The organism is Massilia niastensis DSM 21313 (assembly GCF_000382345.1).
Taxonomy (GTDB): Bacteria; Pseudomonadota; Gammaproteobacteria; order Burkholderiales; family Burkholderiaceae_D; genus Telluria; species Telluria niastensis.
Map to the genome: position 1 here is coordinate 1 of NZ_KB908093.1, position 18,070 is coordinate 18,070.

The 18,070-nt window shown below is 67.2% G+C and carries 13 protein-coding genes and 3 tRNA genes; 5 read left to right on the top strand and 11 right to left on the bottom strand.

Annotation, left to right across the window (positions count from 1 at the left end; genetic code table 11):
* From H162_RS0112085 to H162_RS0112120, 8 genes are all read right to left on the bottom strand, one after another.
* The coding region (locus tag H162_RS0112085) for an elongation factor Tu (RefSeq protein WP_020653629.1) at positions 1-797 on the bottom strand (797 nt) is incomplete at its 3' end.
* Between the two features lie 85 nt (positions 798-882).
* A tRNA-Thr gene (locus H162_RS0112090) sits at positions 883-957 on the bottom strand.
* A 30-nt stretch (positions 958-987) separates the two neighbouring features.
* Positions 988-1,061: transfer RNA gene (locus tag H162_RS0112095), tRNA-Gly, on the bottom strand.
* A gap of 37 nt (positions 1,062-1,098) precedes the next feature.
* Positions 1,099-1,183: transfer RNA gene (locus tag H162_RS0112100), tRNA-Tyr, on the bottom strand.
* Between the two features lie 215 nt (positions 1,184-1,398).
* Positions 1,399-2,928 (bottom strand): HDOD domain-containing protein, encoded by a 1,530-nt coding sequence (locus tag H162_RS0112105; RefSeq protein WP_020653733.1) that lies wholly within the window; start codon positions 2,926-2,928, stop codon positions 1,399-1,401.
* A 3-nt stretch (positions 2,929-2,931) separates the two neighbouring features.
* Complete coding sequence (locus H162_RS0112110; RefSeq protein WP_020653734.1) at positions 2,932-4,587, bottom strand: tetratricopeptide repeat-containing response regulator; 1,656 nt, start codon at positions 4,585-4,587, stop codon at positions 2,932-2,934.
* Positions 4,588-4,781: 194 nt separating this feature from the next.
* Positions 4,782-5,753 carry a J domain-containing protein gene (locus tag H162_RS0112115; RefSeq protein WP_020653735.1) on the bottom strand — a complete coding sequence of 324 codons (972 nt, stop codon included), beginning with the start codon at positions 5,751-5,753 and terminating at the stop codon, positions 4,782-4,784.
* A gap of 120 nt (positions 5,754-5,873) precedes the next feature.
* Positions 5,874-7,022 carry a class I SAM-dependent methyltransferase gene (locus H162_RS0112120; protein ID WP_020653736.1) on the bottom strand — a complete coding sequence of 383 codons (1,149 nt, stop codon included), beginning with the start codon at positions 7,020-7,022 and terminating at the stop codon, positions 5,874-5,876.
* A gap of 57 nt (positions 7,023-7,079) precedes the next feature.
* Between H162_RS0112120 and H162_RS30685 the strand changes: the two genes are divergently transcribed.
* From H162_RS30685 to H162_RS30690, 4 genes are all read left to right on the top strand, one after another.
* On the top strand, positions 7,080-7,907 hold the full coding sequence (locus H162_RS30685) for an SDR family oxidoreductase (protein ID WP_084676998.1): 828 nt from the start codon (positions 7,080-7,082) through the stop codon (positions 7,905-7,907).
* Positions 7,908-7,920: 13 nt separating this feature from the next.
* A complete protein-coding gene (locus tag H162_RS0112130; RefSeq protein ID WP_020653738.1) occupies positions 7,921-8,319 on the top strand; it encodes a dihydroneopterin aldolase in 399 nt (132 codons plus the stop codon).
* A complete protein-coding gene (gene ttcA / locus H162_RS0112135; RefSeq protein WP_020653739.1) occupies positions 8,316-9,257 on the top strand; it encodes a tRNA 2-thiocytidine(32) synthetase TtcA in 942 nt (313 codons plus the stop codon). The genes H162_RS0112130 and ttcA overlap by 4 nt, the downstream gene beginning before the upstream one ends.
* Before the next feature lie 127 nt (positions 9,258-9,384).
* Positions 9,385-9,828, top strand: a complete 444-nt coding sequence (locus tag H162_RS30690; RefSeq protein WP_229452040.1) for a SixA phosphatase family protein — start codon at positions 9,385-9,387, stop codon at positions 9,826-9,828.
* A 105-nt stretch (positions 9,829-9,933) separates the two neighbouring features.
* Here H162_RS30690 and H162_RS0112145 read toward each other — a convergent pair whose 3' ends face one another.
* From H162_RS0112145 to H162_RS0112155, 3 genes are all read right to left on the bottom strand, one after another.
* Complete coding sequence (locus tag H162_RS0112145; RefSeq protein WP_020653741.1) at positions 9,934-11,697, bottom strand: M14 family metallopeptidase; 1,764 nt, start codon at positions 11,695-11,697, stop codon at positions 9,934-9,936.
* 115 nt (positions 11,698-11,812) lie between these two features.
* Complete coding sequence (locus H162_RS0112150) at positions 11,813-13,423, bottom strand: S41 family peptidase (RefSeq protein WP_084676999.1); 1,611 nt, start codon at positions 13,421-13,423, stop codon at positions 11,813-11,815.
* A gap of 142 nt (positions 13,424-13,565) precedes the next feature.
* The gene (locus H162_RS0112155) at positions 13,566-17,120 is read right to left on the bottom strand and encodes an indolepyruvate ferredoxin oxidoreductase family protein (protein WP_020653743.1); all 3,555 of its coding nucleotides are present in this window, start codon (positions 17,118-17,120) and stop codon (positions 13,566-13,568) included.
* A 270-nt stretch (positions 17,121-17,390) separates the two neighbouring features.
* Here H162_RS0112155 and H162_RS0112160 point away from each other — a divergent pair, with 270 nt between their 5' ends.
* Complete coding sequence (locus H162_RS0112160; RefSeq protein ID WP_020653744.1) at positions 17,391-17,897, top strand: Lrp/AsnC family transcriptional regulator; 507 nt, start codon at positions 17,391-17,393, stop codon at positions 17,895-17,897.
* Positions 17,898-18,070: the final 173 nt, after the last annotated feature.

The following is an 18,070-nucleotide window of genomic DNA, read 5'->3' on the forward strand; positions in this document are numbered from 1 at the left end:
TTGCGGAACATCTCCACGCCGGTGCAGGTGGTCTTCACGGTGTCGACGATACCGACGATCTCGATTTCTTCGCCGACCTTGATCACGCCACGCTCGACACGGCCGGTCACGACGGTGCCGCGGCCCGAGATCGAGAACACGTCTTCCACCGGCATCAGGAAGGCGCCGTCAACGGCACGTTCCGGGGTCGGGATATAGGTGTCCAGGGCTTCTGCCAGGCGCACGATGCACTCTTCGCCCATTTCGCCCGGCTGGCCTTCCAGCGCCATACGTGCCGAACCCTTGATGATCGGCAGGTCGTCGCCTGGGAACTCGTACTTCGACAGGAGTTCGCGGACTTCCATTTCGACCAGTTCCAGCAGTTCCGCGTCGTCGACCAGGTCGCACTTGTTCAGGAACACGATGATGTACGGAACGCCAACCTGACGCGCCAGCAGGATGTGCTCGCGGGTCTGCGGCATCGGGCCGTCAGCGGCCGAGCACACCAGGATCGCGCCGTCCATCTGGGCGGCACCGGTGATCATGTTCTTGATGTAGTCGGCGTGGCCTGGGCAGTCGACGTGCGCGTAGTGACGGTTCGCGGTTTCGTACTCGACGTGCGCGGTGTTGATGGTGATGCCGCGTGCCTTCTCTTCCGGAGCCGCGTCGATCTGGTCGTATGCCTTGGCTTCGCCGCCGAATTTCTTCGACAGAACGGTCGCGATTGCAGCCGTCAGGGTGGTTTTGCCGTGGTCAACGTGACCGATGGTGCCGACGTTGACGTGCGGCTTGGTCCGTTCGAATTTTTCCTTTGCCATTTCAGACTCCTAAGATCTAACGATTTTTTTGAGAATTACCAGGCACACCTGACGGACGAGTATTGCGGACTGCCGTACAAAATTCTGGTGCCCTTGACGTGGATTGAACACGTGGCCTCTCCCTTACCAAGGGAGTGCTCTACCACTGAGCTACAAGGGCTTATTTTTGCAGCGCCATGCACTGCGAAACTGGAGCGGGTGAAGGGAATCGAACCCTCGTCGTAAGCTTGGAAGGCTTCTGCTCTACCATTGAGCTACACCCGCGAGGTACATCTTCAATTCGTCTTCACGACTCTTCTTTTGGTGGTGGGGGCTGGATTCGAACCAGCGTACTCAGAGAGGGCAGATTTACAGTCTGCTGCCTTTAACCACTCGGCCACCCCACCGCGAAGAACCGCAGAGTATGAAGCAAGCACAACGTATTGTCAAACTATTTTCAGCGAATTCGATTCGCTTCTACATAGTAGCGTTGCTTCGGGGCGTGATTGTAACGGTCGGAGTGCAAGTCTGCAAGGGCTGTTTCGCACGAACCCGAAAAAAGCCGGGAAAGCCCTGCGCGCGGGCGGATTGCGCCCCGCCGCTTCCCCGCCCGCCCGGGCGTTCACGGCGCCAGCGCCGCTAGCACCTGCCCCTTCAGCGCCTTGATGAGCGAGGTCTCGTCGGGCGGCACGCCTTCCGGCGCGGCGCTGGCGCGGTCCGCATAGAACATCCCCAGCTGGGCCTTGCCGAGCACCAGCGGCAGCACGATGAAGCTGCGCGCATCCGGCAGCAGTTCCTTGTGCCAGGCCGGCAGCAGGTCGCGGATCTTGGGACTGGACGCATCCGAGATCATCAGGTCGGCATCGTTGTCCATCGCCAGGTGGAACAGGTCGCGCGCCGGCAGCGCCGGGAACGCGAAGCGCGCCTGCCGCGCCGCGCTGCCCTCGCCCAGCGCCACGCGGGCGCGGTACTGCCCGGTGCGCGCATCCTTCAGGCAGACGGTGGCGAAACGGAAGCCGAGCGCCCCGTACAGCGTTTCCAGCACGGCCAGGATCACATCGTTGAGGCGGCCCTGGCCCGAGGCGCGCAGCAGGGTCACGTCCTGCACCCCGGCCAGCAGCAGCTCGCGCGCATTCCTCGGCTTGCCGCTCGGGTGGACGCCGCCCTGCTCTTCCTCGCCGGTGTCCAGGGTGGCCAGCGCCAGCACGTCCGGCAAGCCGCGGCCGGCATCCGGCGCGGCCTTCGGCGCCGGCTCCATGTTCATGCTCTGCAGCAGGGCGTTCATGCCCTCCTGCACCGACGCGAACAGCGCGTCCATGCGCGGCCGGTCGAGATCGAGCGCGGCGCCGTAGCGCTGCTGCAGCGCGCGCGCTTCCGGGGTGCCGGCCGGTTCGTGGCTGCGCGCCATCAGGCGCGCCATGTCGAGTCCGAAGGCCGCCACCTGGCGCATCCACTCGCCGCGGTTGGCCGCGACCCGCAGCGCGGTGGGCGGCAGCGCGGCCTGGGCGCGCACGATCACGTCGGGGATCTTCCACTCCGACAGCACCGCCTCGGACAGGGCCTCGTAGCTGGCCCCGAGGATCAGCTGCGAAGCCTGTCCCGGCGTGTGCTTGCCGGCCGCCGCCAGCGCCGCGATCTCGCGGTAGCGCTGGTGCTCGTGGCTGGCCACCAGCAGCGGCCCCAGGTTCTTGAACAGCGCGCAGATGGCCGCCTCCTCGGCGCCCTGGTAGAAGCTGTGGCGCGCCATCTCGCGGCCCACCAGGCTGGCGCACAGGGCCGCCTCGAGCTCGACCCGCACGCTGCCCGCGTGCTCGCCGCTGCCGAGGGCGTCGACCAGCAGCATCGCCAGCGCGGCGGCCCTCACGTTGTCGAAGCCGAGCAGCGAGATGGCGCGCGAGATCGTGGTCACCGGCGTGCCGGAAGCGGTGCGGTACTGGACGGTGTTCGACAGGCGCAGGATGCGCTGGGTCAGGGCCACGTCGGAGACCACGTACCAGGCCAGGTCGTGGGTGCCCTGGTCCTCGGACGAGGCCATCTCGACCACGCGCGCGACCGCGGCGCCCAGCGCGAACATCCCTTCGTCGCCGCAGACCTTCTGCATCAGGGCCGCGCGCACGCGGCGCGTCGCGCCTTCCGGGGGCAGCGCCGCCATCGCTTATCCCGCCTTCCGGGAGGAAGCCGGGCCGGCCTGGCGCGGTCCGGCCCGGTTGTACTTCTTGAGGATCGTCTGGTGCAGCGCGGCCAACGCGTTCAGCTTGGGATTGGCGGGGTCGAGCTGGCGCACGTTGCCGATCAGGCCCAGGGCCTGGCGGCCGAGGCGTTCGTCCCAGCCCTCGTGCTCGAGGCAGCGCAGCACCGCGAGCGCGGCGTTGAAGGCCACCGCCGGATTCTGCGGCAGCTTGTCGGCCGCTTCCAGCATCAGGCCCACGGCGCCCTTGTAGTCGCCGCCCTTGGCGCGCGCCGCGCCGCTGGCGACCAGGTCGACCACGTGCTGGCGGCTCTCCTGCGCCAGGGTGCGCGCCAGGTCCGGGAAGCCGGCGCGCTCCAGCACGCCCATGGCGCGCGTCATCATGGTGTCGTTGGCGGCGTTGCGCATCACGTCGCGCACGATCTCGGTCGCGCCCTCTTCCATGTCGTTCTGCAGGCAGGTGCGCGCCAGCTCCAGCTTCAGGTCGGCCGACAGCGCCGGCGCCTCCCTGCTGGCTTCCAGCGCCGTCGCCAGCGCCTCGTTCAGCCGGGTTTCGTTGCCGGTGTATTCATGCACCAGGGCCGAGGAGATCGCGCTGCACACGCTGGTGTTGGGGCGCCCGCCCAGCGAGCGGTCGAGGTCGCGGACCACGCCGGCCGCGCCGGCCGGGTCGCCCTTCTGCACCAGGGTGCGCACCAGCCTGACATGGTCTTCGGGATCGCGGAACTCGGAATACTTGGCCTTGGCGACCACCTGCCGCTGCGCCTTTTCGGCGGCCTCGGTGTCGCCCGCCTCGAAGGCGGTTTCACCGAGCGTGCGCAGGCGCCGCACGGCATGCGGCGACACCGCCACCGCTTCGCCGAGCACCGTCTGCGCCTTGCCCAGCTCGCCCACCGCCGCGTGGGTCCGCGCCAGCCAGTCGTAGGCGTCGACGAAGTTGCGGTTGCTGCCCACCAGGTCTTCGAGGATCCCGCGCGCCTCCTCGAAGCGCTTGCGCACGAACAGGGTCTTGGCCAGGCCCAGGCGCGCCCAGGCGATCGCCTTGGCCTCGGCCAGGTGGCGGTAGATCGGCTCGGCCTGGTCGGCCTCGCCGAGGAACATGTGCAGTTCGGCGCGCAGGCGCAGGAAGTCGATCGCGTAGCGCGGGTACTGGGCCTGGGCGTCGATGCTGGCGGCGATCGCCTCGCGCTGGTCGCCCGCTTCCATCAGCGTGTACACCGGCATGAAGGCGGTGCGGCGGTCGAGCGCGCGCGCGATGCGCTCCAGCAGGCGGTCGGCGGTGAAGGGCTTGAGCACGTAGTCGGTCGGGGCCAGTTCGGCGGCGCTGACCACCTTGCCGTAATTGCCTTCCGCCGTGACCATGAAGAACATGGTCGACAGCGGCATCAGCTTGTGGTGGCGCAGGTCCTCGAGCAGCTGCTGGCCGTCCTGGCCGCCTTCGAGGTCGTATTCGCACAGGACCAGGTCGACCGACCGGAGGCCGAGGTGCTTGACGGCCTGGTTCGAGGTGCTGGCATGCTCGATCCGGGTCAGTCCGCACATGTTCAGCATGCTGTGGATGTTGGCGCGCATCCCGGAATGGGGCTCGATGATCAGGGCCGTGAGGCCGTCCAGTTCGTTCATGTTGTTCCGTTAAGCCTGCGATGGGCGTGCCGACCGTGGCTGCATGGGCGCGGCGTCGGGTGAGTATATTACGGCAGGGGAACAAATTAATTAAATCGGGTAAGGCCCCGAGGGTCAATCCGGCTTAATGCTGGGAAAAAACGACAGCCCTTGTCGTTCGGTCAAGCCACGACTTGACTGAACAATATGACAGCCTAGCCGGCAGACGCCGCGGCCGCCTGGCGCAGCGGGGCGCTGTAGCCGTTGCCGCACTCCGCCTTGCCGGCGCCGATGATGATGTTCTGGTAACGGACTTCGTACTTCCCGGCCGACAGCCTGTCGATCGTGAAGCGCGCGCGCGGCAGCACGTAGGCGTGGCGCACGTTCGAGCGGCGGTCGAGGTCGTACAGCTTGACGAAGACCGGCGAGGCATTCGCGCTGTTGTCGATCAGGACCTGCATCTCGTTGCCGTCATTGCCGACCGGATAACCCGGCAGGTAGCCGGACTCCGCCGGCCACGGGTCGCCGCTGGGCGCGGTCAGGGTCTGCAGGTCGGTGGAGCAGTCGGGCGCGTGCTGCGGCACGACCAGCTGGGTGACGGCGAGCGCCTTGATGTCCGGCGGCGCTTCCCTGGCATCGCCGCCGCCCTCGCGGCGCGCCCAGCCGTCGGTGCTGGCGTCGCTGCCCGGCTCATCCACCTGGGCAGGAGGCGCCTGCACCGGGGCCGGGACCGGCTTGCCGCCCCAGGCCAGGGCGCTGGGCAGCACGTTGGGCGGCTGGGTCAGCAGCACCGCGCAGGCGGCGCCGGCCACGAAGCAGGCGGACAGGCCCAGCCACCAGCGCGGATCGCGCAGCAGGCGCGCGCGCCGCGGCCGCTCGAGCGGGCGCGCCTCCCAGCTCTCGGGCCGGTTGTGCTCGCGCCCTTCCTCGGTATCGGAATTGGCCAGCCACTCGACTTCCCACTCCTCGGCGGCGATCCATTCGTCGTGCTCCTTGCGGCGCAGCGGGTCGGACAGGGTGTTGTAGGCGGTGTTGACGATCGCCATGATGCGGGCGGCCTTTTCGTCGCCCGGATTCTTGTCGGGATGGTATTTCTGGCTGAGGGCCTTGTACGCCGCACGAATGACTTCCTGCGGCGCGTGGCGCGACACCTTCAGGTTGTCGTAGTGTGTGTGGATCTTGGCCATGGTGTGTCAGTCTGCCCGCGCCGCCTGCCTCATGGTAGCCGATCCGAAAATGGGGGCCCGGTCGCGGGGATACGCACAGCTTAGCCGGATTTGTATCCGCTGTGCAAGATATCAACAAGTCTACAGCCGGTGACTGCGGTCAGCGCGCACGATTGCTTCAGGCAATTTCACACCTTTGCCGACCACCAGGACCTTGAAAAGTTCACCCATTTCCGCCGGCGACACCAGCTTCTGCACCGCCCTGGCCTGGGGCAGGTAGCGCAGGGCGTCGGCCGGATCGGTGGCCAGCAGCAGTTCGCCGATGCCGGCGCCGAGCAGGAAGGCGGCCTGGCTCATGTAGGCCAGCACCGGCAGTCCCGCCTCTTGCGCGGCCAGGGCCATGGCGGTGAAGTCGACGTGGGCCGTGATGTCCTGCAGGCCGGGCAGGTAGAACGGCTCCGGATGCGCATGGTGGCGGTAGTGGCACATCAGAGTGCCGCCCATGCGCTGGTCGAGGTAGTACTCGTGCGCGGGGAAGCCGTAGTCGAGCAGGATGGCGGCGCCGCGGCCGTCCTCGAACATCGCGGCCAGCGAGCCCATGAAGCCGGCGGCGACCGGGTGCAGCTCGGTCAGGTAGCCTTCCGGCAAATGCTGCGCGTCGGGCACCTGGAGCGCCAGCTGGGCTTCCAGGGCGGCGCCCAGGGGCTGCTGGGTAAAAGCGAAGGCGCCGTCCTCGATGGTGACCATCTGGCGCCGCCAGCCCTCATGGGTGCGCAGCACCAGTTCGACCGGCATCGCGTCGAGCACCTCGTTGGCCAGCACCACGCCACTGAAATTCTCGGGCATGCGCTCGCGCCAGCGCACCTGGGGCAGGTCCTTCAGGGCTTCCTGCTGGCGCGCGCGCAGCTCGCCCGAGAGTTCGATGATCGTGTACGAGGCCACCTCGACGCCGCCCTGCGCCAGCGCGGCGAGCACGTCGCGCGCCAGCTTGCCGGTGCCGGCGCCGAACTCGATGATGTCGGGCGCGCTTTGGGCCATAATAGCGCCTGCCACGCGCGCCAGCGCCGCGCCGAACAGCGGCGTGATTTCCGGCGCGGTGGTGAAGTCGCCGCTCGCTCCGAGCTTGGACGCGCCGCCGCTGTAATACCCGAGCCTGGGCGCGTACAGCGCCAGTTCCATGAATCGCGAAAATGCAATCGCCCCGCCGTGCTGTTCGATCTCGGCGGCGATGAGCTGTTGCAGGGAATGGGACGCGGCCAGGGCGTCGGGGGTGGGTGCGGGCAGGGACATGCCGGCATTGTAGCGAGATCGGCCCATATCAACAATTTAGCGCCTGCACACAACAAGATGACGGAACTTCCTTCGACGGCTACAACACGGGATGTCGGCGCCCATGGCGCCAACGCGCCTGTCGCACTGGTGACCGGCGCCGGCCGGCGCCTGGGCCGCGCGATCGCGCTCGGGCTGGCCCAGGCCGGCTGGGACGTCGCGGTGCACTACCGCCATTCCGAACGCGATGCCACCGGCACGGCCGAGGCCATCCGCGCGCTCGGACGGCGCGCCGTGCCGTTGCAATGCGACCTGGCCGACGAGGCCGCGGTGCGCGCCCTGCCCGGGCGCGCGGCGGCCGAACTGGGCGTGCCGGCTTGCATTGTGAATAACGCTTCGTTGTTCGAATACGACAGCGCGACCGCTTTCTCTCCTGCCCTGCTGGCCACCCACATGCAGGCCAACGTGGCCGCCCCGCTGCTGCTGGCGCAGGCGCTGCATGCCATGACCCCGGACGGCAGCCAGTCGGTCGTGATCAACCTGCTCGACCAGAAACTGTACAATCTCAACCCGGATTTTCTGTCGTACACGCTGTCGAAGGCGGCGCTGCACGCGGCCACGACGATGCTGGCGCAGGCGCTGGCGCCCAAAGTGCGCGTGGTCGGCGTCGCGCCCGGCATCACCATGGTGTCGGGCGCGCAGACCGAGGAAGGCTTTGCGCACGCGCACCAGGCGACGCCGCTGAAACGCTCCTCGACCCCGCAGGACATCGCCGACGCGGTCGTCTACGCCGCCTCGGCGCGCGCGCTGACCGGCACCACCCTGCTGGTGGACGGCGGCCAGCACCTGATGCCGCTGGCGCGCGACGTGATGTTCCTGACCGAACCGAACAACCCTATTCTATAAATTAAGGCTAACTATGCTGTCCGCCCTGTCCCACCCGAGCTTGCGCGATTGCCGCCGGCTGTTCCTGCGCAATTACGAAGTGATGATCAATATCGGCGTGCACGATTTCGAGAAGAAGGCGGAGCAGCGGGTCCTGATCAATGTCGATCTCTACATTCCACTCGACCTGTCGACGCCCAAGGCCGACCAGCTGTCGGAAGTGGTCGACTACGACTTCATGCGCGACACCATCGCGCGCCGCGTGTCGAAGGGCCATATCCACCTGCAGGAAACCCTGTGCGACGACGTGGTCAAGGCGATGCTGACCCACCCGCGCGTGCGCGCGGCGCGGGTGTCGACGATGAAGCCGGATGTCTACCCCGACTGCGAAGGCGTCGGGGTCGAAGTATTCCAGATCAAGGAAGAAGCATGAACGACACGGTAATGGAGCGCTCCGCCGTCGACGCCCTCGAGGCGGCCGCGCTGGACGCGAAGAAACGCGAGAAGATCGCGCACGAGAACAACAAGCTGCACAAGCGCCTGTGCCGCCTGGTGGGCCAGGCGATCGGCGACTTCAACATGATCGAGGACGGCGACAAGGTGATGGTCTGCCTGTCGGGCGGCAAGGACAGCTATGCCCTGCTCGACATCCTGCTGACCCTGCGCGAGCGCGCGCCGATCCACTTCGACATCGTCGCCGTGAACCTCGACCAGAAGCAGCCGAACTTCCCGCCCGAGGTGCTGCCGGCCTACCTGGACAAGCTGGGCGTGCCCTACCACATCGAGAACCAGGACACCTACAGCATCGTCAAGCGCCTGATCCCGGAAGGCAAGACCACCTGCTCGCTGTGCTCGCGCCTGCGCCGCGGCATCCTGTACCGCGTGGCCGATGAGCTGGGCTGCAACAAGATCGCCCTGGGCCACCACCGCGACGACATCCTGGAAACCTTCTTCCTCAACATGTTCTTCGGCGGCAAGCTGAAGGGCATGCCGGCCAAGCTGGTCTCGGACGACGGCAAGCACATGGTGATCCGCCCGCTGGCCTACGTGAAGGAAGCCGATACCGAGCGCTATGCCGAGGTGAAGGGTTTCCCGATCATCCCGTGCGACCTGTGCGGCTCGCAGGAAAACCTGCAGCGCAAGCAGATCAAGGCCATGCTGCGCGACTGGGAAAAGAAGCATCCGGGACGCGTGGAGAACGTGTTCTCGTCGCTGTCGACCGTGGTGCCTTCGCACCTGATGGACCGCGACCTGTTCGGCTTCGCCGATTTGAAGACCGACGGCGTGCCGAATCCGCTGGGCGATATCGCGTTCGACGAAGAGCCCTGCTCGACGCCGGCGAGCAATACCATTCCGCTGACCCAGCTATAAGGAAAAAAAGGCAGGGTCATGCTACCCTGCTTCTTTTCTCACTTCGGAAAGGTTGTCGATGCGCCTGACTTCCCGCATGCTGCGGCAACTGTCCCTTGTACTTGCGATGCTCGCACCGTGTATGGCGATGGCTGAACCGAACATGATCTATCTCGTGCGCCACGGCGAGAAAGCCGGCGTGGGCAGCGATCCGGAGCTGACGCCGCAGGGCCGGGCGCGGGCGCAGTCGATCGCGACCATCCTGCACCGCACCGGCATCAAGGCCATCTACAGCACGCCGACCCAGCGCACCCTGCAGACCGCGCAGCCGCTGGCGCAGCGGCTCGGGGTCGAGGTGCAGCACTACGATCCGCGCGCGCCCAGGGCGCTGGTGGAGAAGGTGAAGGCGCTGGGCGGGACGGTGCTGGTGGTGGGGCACTCGAATACCTTGCCGGAGCTGGTCAAGCTGTTCGGCGGGGCGCCGGGGGCGGACATCCTGGATGACGAGTTCGACCGGGTTTACCAGCTGATCAATGGGGCGGATGGGAAAGTGAGCACGGTGTTGCTGACCTCGGTGCCGGCGGCTCAGTAGGGTGGACAGCTTCGCTGTCCACGCGGCGGTTGTTATCGGCAAGGTCCTCGCGCCCGGTATCGGCACCGGTAACAATCACCGCGTGGGCGGGAAGACCCGCCCACCCTACGGTGCGGCCTTGGCGCGCACCACCGGATACAGGTTCAGGCGCTCGTCATACGACGAATGCCGCTTCGCAAAGAACTCCAGCCGCGCATGCGGATCCTTGGCGAACGCCGGATCGCTGTCGAGACGGCGCTGGAATTCGGCCGCGACGTTTGGCTCGGCCGCCATCTGCTCGCGCGCCACGTCCTCCGCCACGTACTCTTCCATGTATTCCTTGCGCTCGTAGGCGGTGTTGAACATGCCCCAGGCCAGCATCGAATCCGGCGCCTGCGGTTCCAGCAGCGCCATCACCAGGCGCGCCTTCGGCTGCGCGATCGGCACGAACAGCGAGCCGCGCGTGATGTCGCGCGCCTCCGCCTTCCACGTGCCCGCCACCGTCAGGCGCTGGTGGCCTTCGAACGAGGTGGCGCCGAAGGCCGCCGTGTCGCTGCGGAAGGTCTCGACATCGGCCTTCCCGATGTCCTTGTCCAGCTTGCGGAAGACGATGCCATGCAGCTTCAGCTTGGCCGCCACCATCGCCGCGTGCGCCGCCGGCACGATGTAGCCGGCGCGCGGCGCCGCCACTTCCAGGGCCGGCACCACTTCCTCGCGCAGCGGCACGCGCCATACCTGCGGCTTGCTCTCGTCGTAGCGGGTCATCAGCATGCCCGACACGCTCGACGGCGTGCGGGTATAGGCATAGCCCTGGAAGTCGACCATCTTGCTCTTGTCGGTGGTGCGGTAGGTCAGCGCGACCGGGGTCTCGGCCAGCTTCAGGGCGCGCGCATCGGCCTCCAGCGCCGCCTGCAGCCAGGCCTTGCCGTTCTTCGCCACCTGCTCCAGGATCGAGATCACGGTGTTGTGCGTCACGCGCACGCGGGTCGGGTAGTCCTTCCACGAATGGGTCTCGACCAGCAGGGCCATGCGGTTACGCAGCTGGAAGTAGCCGGTCGAGAAACGCGGGTCCGAGACGCTGTCCATGAAGCCGGACATCGGGTCGTCGGTCTTCACGAAGGACATGTAGTAGGACTGCGGCATCGAGCCCTGTTTGGCGATGTCGGCGATCACGCCGCTGCGCAGCGCCAGGCCGGTCTGGCGGAATCCAGGATCGCCCGAGTACACCGGCTCGACCTGGATCGAGACGTCGTGCTGGAACTTGGCGCCGTTGGTCACGTGCAGGTCGACATAGGTCAGCGGATCCCAGGCGTTCACCAGCCCCAGCATGGCCTGCATCTCGGGCGAATCGGCCTTCACGTAGTCGCGGTTCAGGTTGTAGTTCTGGGCCGTCGTGCGCCAGCCCATCTCGACCGGGCCGCGCTGGTTCGGACGGTTCCACTTGCCGAAGCGCTCATGGCCGTCGACGTTGAACACCGGGACGAACAGGAACACCTGCCTGTCGAGCGCGCCCTTGGCCAGGCGGCCGGCCAGCACCTCGCGCAGGGCCTGGAAACCGGCGTCCTTGCCGTCGATCTCGCCGGCGTGGATGCCGCCCTGCATCAGGGTGACCGGCAGGCCCTGGCGCTTCGCTTCCTGCGGCGTGAACGCGCCGGTGCCGCTGGCCACCAGGGCTTTCATCGGGCGGTCTTCCGGGGTGCGGCCGAATTCGATGCACTTCACCTGCCGCGGGTAGGCCTGCTGGAAGGCGTCGCACAGCGACAGCACCTCGTCGTAGCGGCCGGTGGCCTGGAAGCCCGAACGCTCCGACACGGTGCTCAGGTTGTTGGAGGCGGCGTGCGACAGCGGGAAGGCGGCCAGCAGGGCCAGCAGAAGTGCAGAACGAATCATCGAAAGCTCCGGCAGTGATCGGGGAGAAAGGCGGAGATTATAGACGGGTTCGTCCAGGAAAAAGCCCCTCTCCGCCAGGGGCGGAGAGGGGCGCTGGCCTCGGGATGCCGCGGCCTCAGCGCGCCGGCGTATGGATCGAGATTTCCTTCACCTGCGGACGCACGATCTCCATCGGCACCGCACGCGCACGCGCGCTGCCGGCCAGCGTCGGGCAGGCGTTGTTGTTGCGGTAGGCGAGCGCCGCCGCCAGCAGGCCTTCGGACTCGTCGCCCACCGCGCGCGACAGGTCGTCGCTCGCCTGGCAGGTCGGCGCGAAGCCGTCGGCGAAGTCGCCGAAGCCCTTGGCGTTCACGCCCTTGAACTCGATCGAGAAGTAGGTGGTCCCGCAGTTCGGCACCGGCGTGAAGCCATAGGGCTTGCCGCAGGTCGTGCCGCCGATCTGGATCACCTCGATGTCGACGCCGCGCAGGCCGTTGATCACCGCCTCGCTGGCCGAGCAGGTGCCCGGCGTGCTCAGCACGAACACCCGCTTCAGGCCCAGCGAAGGCAGCGGCGTGCCGGCGCGCACCGGATCGGGCGCAGGGAAGCCCCATGCGGTCGCGCGGAACGGGAGCGGCGCCTGGGGCGCGATCTTGTCGTTGTACTGCAGGCGCTCGAACACCTTGCCGGCCGTGGCCGGGCCGCCCACCATGTAGGCCAGCTGGCTGGCGATGTACAGCAGGCCGCCGCCGTTGTAGCGCATGTCCAGCACCAGGTCGTTCACGCCGGCCTGCTGGAAGCTGGTGAAGGCGTTGAGCAGCTGTTTCTCGGACACCGCGTTGTGGGCGTCGAAGCTCAGGTAGCCGACCTTGCCGCTCGCGGTCTCGATCACCTTGACGTTCTTGACCGGCGCCGCGCGCACCTCGGCGGCCGTCAGCGTCACGTCGTAGGGCGCGCCCGCGCGCTGCAGGGTGAACTGGTGCGTCCCTCCCGCGCGCTCGGGGAACAGGCCGGCGTTGATCCGGTCGACCGAGGCCGTGTCGCCCGCGTTCACGAAGTCGATGCCGTCCACCTTGAGCAGCATGTCGCCGCGGCGCAGGCCGGCGCTCTCCGCCGGCGAACCCGGTTCCACCGCGGTCACCAGCCAGGTGCGCGGCAGCCTGGGACCGGTGTTGCGCGACCAGGTGATGCCATAGCCCAGGTCGATGCCCGAGTTGGTCATCGCCTCCCACTCCGCGGTCGGATAGGTGAAGTGATACTCGTCCTTCGGTGCGCCGGACGCGGTGATGGCCGTGGTCTTGAGCACGTCGAAATAATCGACCGGCTTGCTGAAATCCGCCATCTTGTAGGTGTTCGGCACCTCGTTGTACCAGAGGTAGTACTGGTTGGTCCACGCGCGCAGGAACTTCAGCTCGTCGAGCAGCGTGCCCTGGCGGTCCGGGAAGGGCTTGCCGTCGGCGTCGGCGCCGGTGCGCGGAGCGGCGCACAGGTTCCAGTAGCTGCCGTACGCATCGCCCAGCAGGTTCGGGTTCAGGTCTTCCGGCGTGGCCTCGGTCGGCGTGGGCGTGGGCGTCGGCGTCGGCGTCGGCGTCGGCGTCGGCTGCGTCGCGATCGGGTCCGGACGCGCGCCGATGCCGGGCGCGCCGCCACCGCCGCCGCAACCGGCGAGCACGAGGATCGCCGCGAGCGAGCCGGAAACCAGACGGAACGTGGAAGCCTTGCGGGAGGAAGGAAGTAGCGGTCTCATGCGTCCGATTATAGACGTCGCTGTTGGGCCGGAGTGCAACCAACTGTAACAGTTGGATCTGACCGACAACAAGAAATGCTATGGAGATATAAAAGCATGCCAGGGTGACACGGCCGCGCCGCGCCCCCTGGCATGCATGCCCTTACGCTGCGCGCGGCGCGGCGCCGGCCGGCGCGTGGAAGGCCGCCAGCAGCGCGGCTTCCTTCTGCCTGGCCGCCTTCAGGTGGCGCTCCTTCACGTGGCCGTAGCCGCGGATGTCTTCCGGGATGGCGGCGATCGCCACCGCCTGCGCCAGGTTATCCGCCGTCAGCTTCGGCAGCAGCGCCTCGACCGTCTGGCGGTACGCGCCGATCAGGGCGCGTTCGCCGCGGCGCTCGGCGGTGTAGCCGAACACGTCGAACGCGGTGCCGCGCAGGCCCTTGAACCTGGCCAGCACGCCGAAGGCTTTCAGCATCCACGGACCGTATTCCTTCTTGATCGCGCGGCCGTCCTTGTCGTGCCTGGCCAGCAGCGGCGGCGCCAGGTGGAACCTGATCTTGATGTCGCCTTCGAACATGCTGGCGATCTTGTCACGGAAGGCCGGATCGGTATGCAGGCGCGCGACCTCGTACTCGTCCTTGTAGGCCATCAGCTTGTAGTAGTAGCGCGCGACCGCCTCGGCCAGGCGCGTGCCCTTGCCCAGCTTCGCTTCCCCGGCGCGCACCTGGTCCACGAAGGCCTTGTACTGCGCGGCATAGGACGCGTCCTGGTAGGCGGTGAGCAGTTCCACCCTGCGCTGGACGATCTCGTCGAGCGACTGGGTGCGCTTGAACTCGATCACCTTGGCAGGCGTGGTCAGCCTGGCCACCGAAGCCAGGTCGTGCGCGGCGCTGCGGCCCCAGTTGAAGGCGGCCTTGTTGAATGCGACCGACACGCCATTCAGTTCGATCGCCTTCAGCAGCGAGGCTTCCTGCAGCGGCACGTGGCCCTTCTGGAATGCGTAGCCGAGCATGAACATGTTGGTCGCGATCGCGTCGCCCATCAGCGCGGTGGCGATCTGGCCCGCATCGACGAAGTCGACGTTGCCGGCGCCGCAGGCCTGCAGGATCGCAGCGCGCGAGCCCTCGGCAGGGAACTGCCAGTCCGGATTCTTCACGAAGGCGGCGGTGGTGGCGCCGGTCGCGTTGACGGCGGCCCAGGTGCGGCCCTCGCCCATGCGCGACAGCGCGTCGCGGCTGGCGGTGACGATCTGGTCGCAGCCGATCACGAGGTCGGCGCTGCCGGTGCCGACGCGGGTCGAGTGCAGGTCTTCCTGGCGCTCGGCCAGGCGCACGTGCGACATCACCGGGCCGCCCTTCTGGGCCAGGCCGCTCTGGTCGAGCACCAGCGCGCCCTTGCCTTCCACGTGGGCCGCCATCGCCAGGATCTGGCCGACGGTGACCACGCCGGTGCCGCCGACGCCGGCCACCAGGATGCCGAACGGGGTCTCGACCGATGGAATCGACGGCGCCGGCAGGACCGGGGGCGCGGCTTCGGCGCCGGCGGCCTTCTTCGGCTTCTTCAGGCCGCCGCCTTCGACGGTGACGAAGCTCGGGCAGAAGCCCGACACGCAGGAGAAGTCCTTGTTGCACGAGGACTGGTTGATCTGGCGCTTGCGGCCCAGTTCCGTCTCCAGCGGCTCGACCGACAGGCAGTTCGACTGCACCGAGCAGTCGCCGCAGCCTTCGCAGACCGCCTCGTTGATCACGGCGCGCTTGGCCGGGTCGGGGAACTCGCCTTTCTTGCGGCGGCGGCGCTTCTCGGAGGCGCAGGTCTGGTCGTAGATCATGGCCGACACGCCCGGCTTGTCGCGCAGTTCGCGCTGCACGTCCATCAGCTCGGAACGGTGGCGCACCGTGACGCCCGGCGCCCAGTTGTAGTCCGACGGGTACTTGTCCGGTTCGTCGGTGACCACGATGATCGGGGTCACGCCCTCGGCCGCGATCTGGCGGCTGATCATGCCCGGGTCGAGCGGACCGTCGACGTTCTGGCCGCCGGTCATCGCGACCGCGTCGTTGTACAGGATCTTGTAGGTGATGTTCACCTTCGCGGCCACCGCCGCGCGGATCGCCAGGATGCCCGAGTGGAAGTAGGTGCCGTCACCCAGGTTGGTGAACACGTGCTTCTCGTTGGTGAACGGCGCCTGGCCGACCCAGGTCACGCCTTCCGCGCCCATGTGGGTGAAGGTCGAGGTCTCGCGGTCCATCCACAGGACCATGTAGTGGCAGCCGATGCCGGCCATGGCGCGCGAGCCTTCCGGCACCTTGGTCGAGCTGTTGTGCGGGCAGCCCGAGCAGAAGTACGGGATGCGGTCGGTTTCCGGATTCGCCTTGGCCGGGATGTTCTTCAGCACCAGCTCCTTCGCTTCCAGGAAGGCGATGCGTTCCTTGACGCGCTCCGCCACCGGGTGGCCGGCGCAGTAGTGCGAGATGCGCGAGGCGATGGCGCGCGCGATCTGGGCCGGGCTCAGTTCGTAGGTCGCCGGCAGCAGCCAGTCGCCGTGGCCCATGTTGTTCTTGTTGTGCCACTCGCCGGTGTCGTCGAACTTGCCGACCACGCGCGGACGTTCGCTGTCCGGCAGGTTGTACAGTTCTTCCTTCAGCGCGTATTCCATCACCTGGCGCTTTTCTTCCACCACCAGGATCTCGTCCAGGCCGCGGGCGAATTCGTGCACGCCTTCCGCTTCGAGCGGCCAGGTCATGCCGACCTTGTACAGGCGCAGGCCGATGTCGCGCGCCGCCTGCTCGTCGACGCCGAGGTCGGCCAGCGCCTGGCGCGTGTCGAGGTAGCTCTTGCCGGCGGTGATGATGCCGATCTTCGGCGTCGGGCTGTCCCAGATGATGCGGTTGAGCTTGTTCGCGCGCGCATAGGCCAGCGCGGCATACCACTTGAAGTTGTTCATCCGGACTTCCTGGTCCAGCACGGCGTCCGGCCAGCGGATGTTCAGGCCGCCCGGCGGCAGTTCGAAGTCGTCCGGGGTGATGATCTTGACGCGGTCCGGATCGAGGTCGACCACGGCGCCCGATTCGATGATGTCGGTCACGCACTTCATCGACACCCACAGGCCGGTGTAGCGGCTCATCGCCCAGGCGTGCAGGCCGTAGTCGATGTATTCCTGCACCGAGGACGGATACAGCACCGGGATGCCGCAGTGGGTCAGGATATGGTCGGACTGGTGCGCGGTGGAGGACGACTTGGCCGCATGGTCGTCGCCGGCCAGCACCAGCACGCCGCCATGCTTGGCGCTGCCGGCGTTGTTGCCGTGCTTGAAGACGTCGCCGCAGCGGTCCACGCCCGGGCCCTTGCCGTACCACATGGAGAACACGCCGTCGTACTTGGCGTCTGGATACAGGTTGGTCTGCTGGGTGCCCCAGACGGCGGTCGCCGCCAGGTCTTCGTTCATGCCCGGGTGGAACTTGACGTGGTGCGCCTCCAGGTGCTTGCGCGCCTTCATCGCGGTCTGGTCGACCGAGGTGACCGGCGAGCCGCGGTAGCCGGTGATGTAGCCGGCGGTGTTCAGGCCGGCCTGCAGGTCGCGCTCGCGCTGCAGCATCGGCAGGCGGATCAGGGCCTGCGTGCCGGTCATGAAGGCGCGGCCGCGCTCGAGCGTCCATTTGTCGTCGAGGGTGATGTCGTGCTGCGGCAGCGACAGCTGGCTGCGCTCCTGGGGTGCGTTCATTCGGTGTCTCCGTTGTTCTCGTGGCGGATGCCGCAAGGGCCGGCGGCGGCGCATGGCCGGCCCTCCCCTGCTGGCGAGCTGGCCTTGCGCGGCGCCGGCGCGACCCTGGCTCTTGCCGGCCCTGGTTGATCGCGCGGCAGGCATGGTCCATCTCCTCCCGTATGGCGCCCAGTATAGTCCTGGCCATCCGGCATTAAATTCCAATTAATTCCCCCTCCTTCTTGATTTGCGCAATAAAATTGCCACACGCATGAGTAGACCGAGGAAACTATGTCAAAGATTGAACTGGATAAAACCGACCGCAAGATTCTCGAAATCCTGCAGACCGATGGCCGCCTGTCGAACCAGGATGTGGCCGAGCGCGTGAACCTGTCGCCCTCGCCCTGCCTGCGCCGCATCAAGCGGCTCGAGGAAGCGGGCGTGATCCGCCAGTACGTGGCCCTGGTCGACCCCGACAAGATCGGCCTGGGCTTGCTGGCCTATGTCAACGTGCGGCTGGAAAAGCACAGCGAAGTGGCGGGCTCGCGCGCACCCGGACTGCCGGCGACCTCGCCGCGCAACGATTTCGCGGTGTCGGTGGGCAGCTGGCCTGAAGTGGTGGCCTGCTATGCGATGACCGGCGAGATGGATTTCCTGCTGCGCGTGCATGTCGGCGACATGGACCATTTCTCGCGCTTCATGATGAACACCCTGCTGCGCCATCCGGCCGTGCTGGACGTGAAGTCGAGCTTCGCGCTGCAGCGGATCAAGGAGACGACGGCGCTGCCGCTGGTGTGAGGCTGTTGGGCCATTCCCGGCAGCTATGGCCCCTGTTCGTTTGTACATGTCCCTGTAATATTGATCGGTTGCGCATCAAACTCCTTCCTTCAAGGCGGGGTCAAGAGCGCGGACGGCAACGCCGTCCTTTGCTCTGGCGTCAGTGTGGCGCTTGTTGCTCGATGTACTGTCGG

Excerpts from the sequence above, each read along its gene's own strand:
- H162_RS0112105 (WP_020653733.1), bottom strand. The coding sequence starts at position 2,928 with ATGGCGGCGCTGCCCCCGGAAGGCGCGACGCGCCGCGTGCGCGCGGCC.
- H162_RS0112110 (WP_020653734.1), bottom strand. The coding sequence starts at position 4,587 with ATGAACGAACTGGACGGCCTCACGGCCCTGATCATCGAGCCCCATTCC.
- H162_RS0112115 (WP_020653735.1), bottom strand. The coding sequence starts at position 5,753 with ATGGCCAAGATCCACACACACTACGACAACCTGAAGGTGTCGCGCCAC.
- H162_RS0112120 (WP_020653736.1), bottom strand. The coding sequence starts at position 7,022 with ATGTCCCTGCCCGCACCCACCCCCGACGCCCTGGCCGCGTCCCATTCC.
- H162_RS30685 (WP_084676998.1), top strand. The coding sequence starts at position 7,080 with ATGACGGAACTTCCTTCGACGGCTACAACACGGGATGTCGGCGCCCAT.
- H162_RS0112130 (WP_020653738.1), top strand. The coding sequence starts at position 7,921 with ATGCTGTCCGCCCTGTCCCACCCGAGCTTGCGCGATTGCCGCCGGCTG.
- ttcA (WP_020653739.1), top strand. The coding sequence starts at position 8,316 with ATGAACGACACGGTAATGGAGCGCTCCGCCGTCGACGCCCTCGAGGCG.
- H162_RS30690 (WP_229452040.1), top strand. The coding sequence starts at position 9,385 with ATGGCTGAACCGAACATGATCTATCTCGTGCGCCACGGCGAGAAAGCC.
- H162_RS0112145 (WP_020653741.1), bottom strand. The coding sequence starts at position 11,697 with ATGATTCGTTCTGCACTTCTGCTGGCCCTGCTGGCCGCCTTCCCGCTG.
- H162_RS0112150 (WP_084676999.1), bottom strand. The coding sequence starts at position 13,423 with ATGAGACCGCTACTTCCTTCCTCCCGCAAGGCTTCCACGTTCCGTCTG.
- H162_RS0112155 (WP_020653743.1), bottom strand. The coding sequence starts at position 17,120 with ATGAACGCACCCCAGGAGCGCAGCCAGCTGTCGCTGCCGCAGCACGAC.
- H162_RS0112160 (WP_020653744.1), top strand. The coding sequence starts at position 17,391 with ATGTCAAAGATTGAACTGGATAAAACCGACCGCAAGATTCTCGAAATC.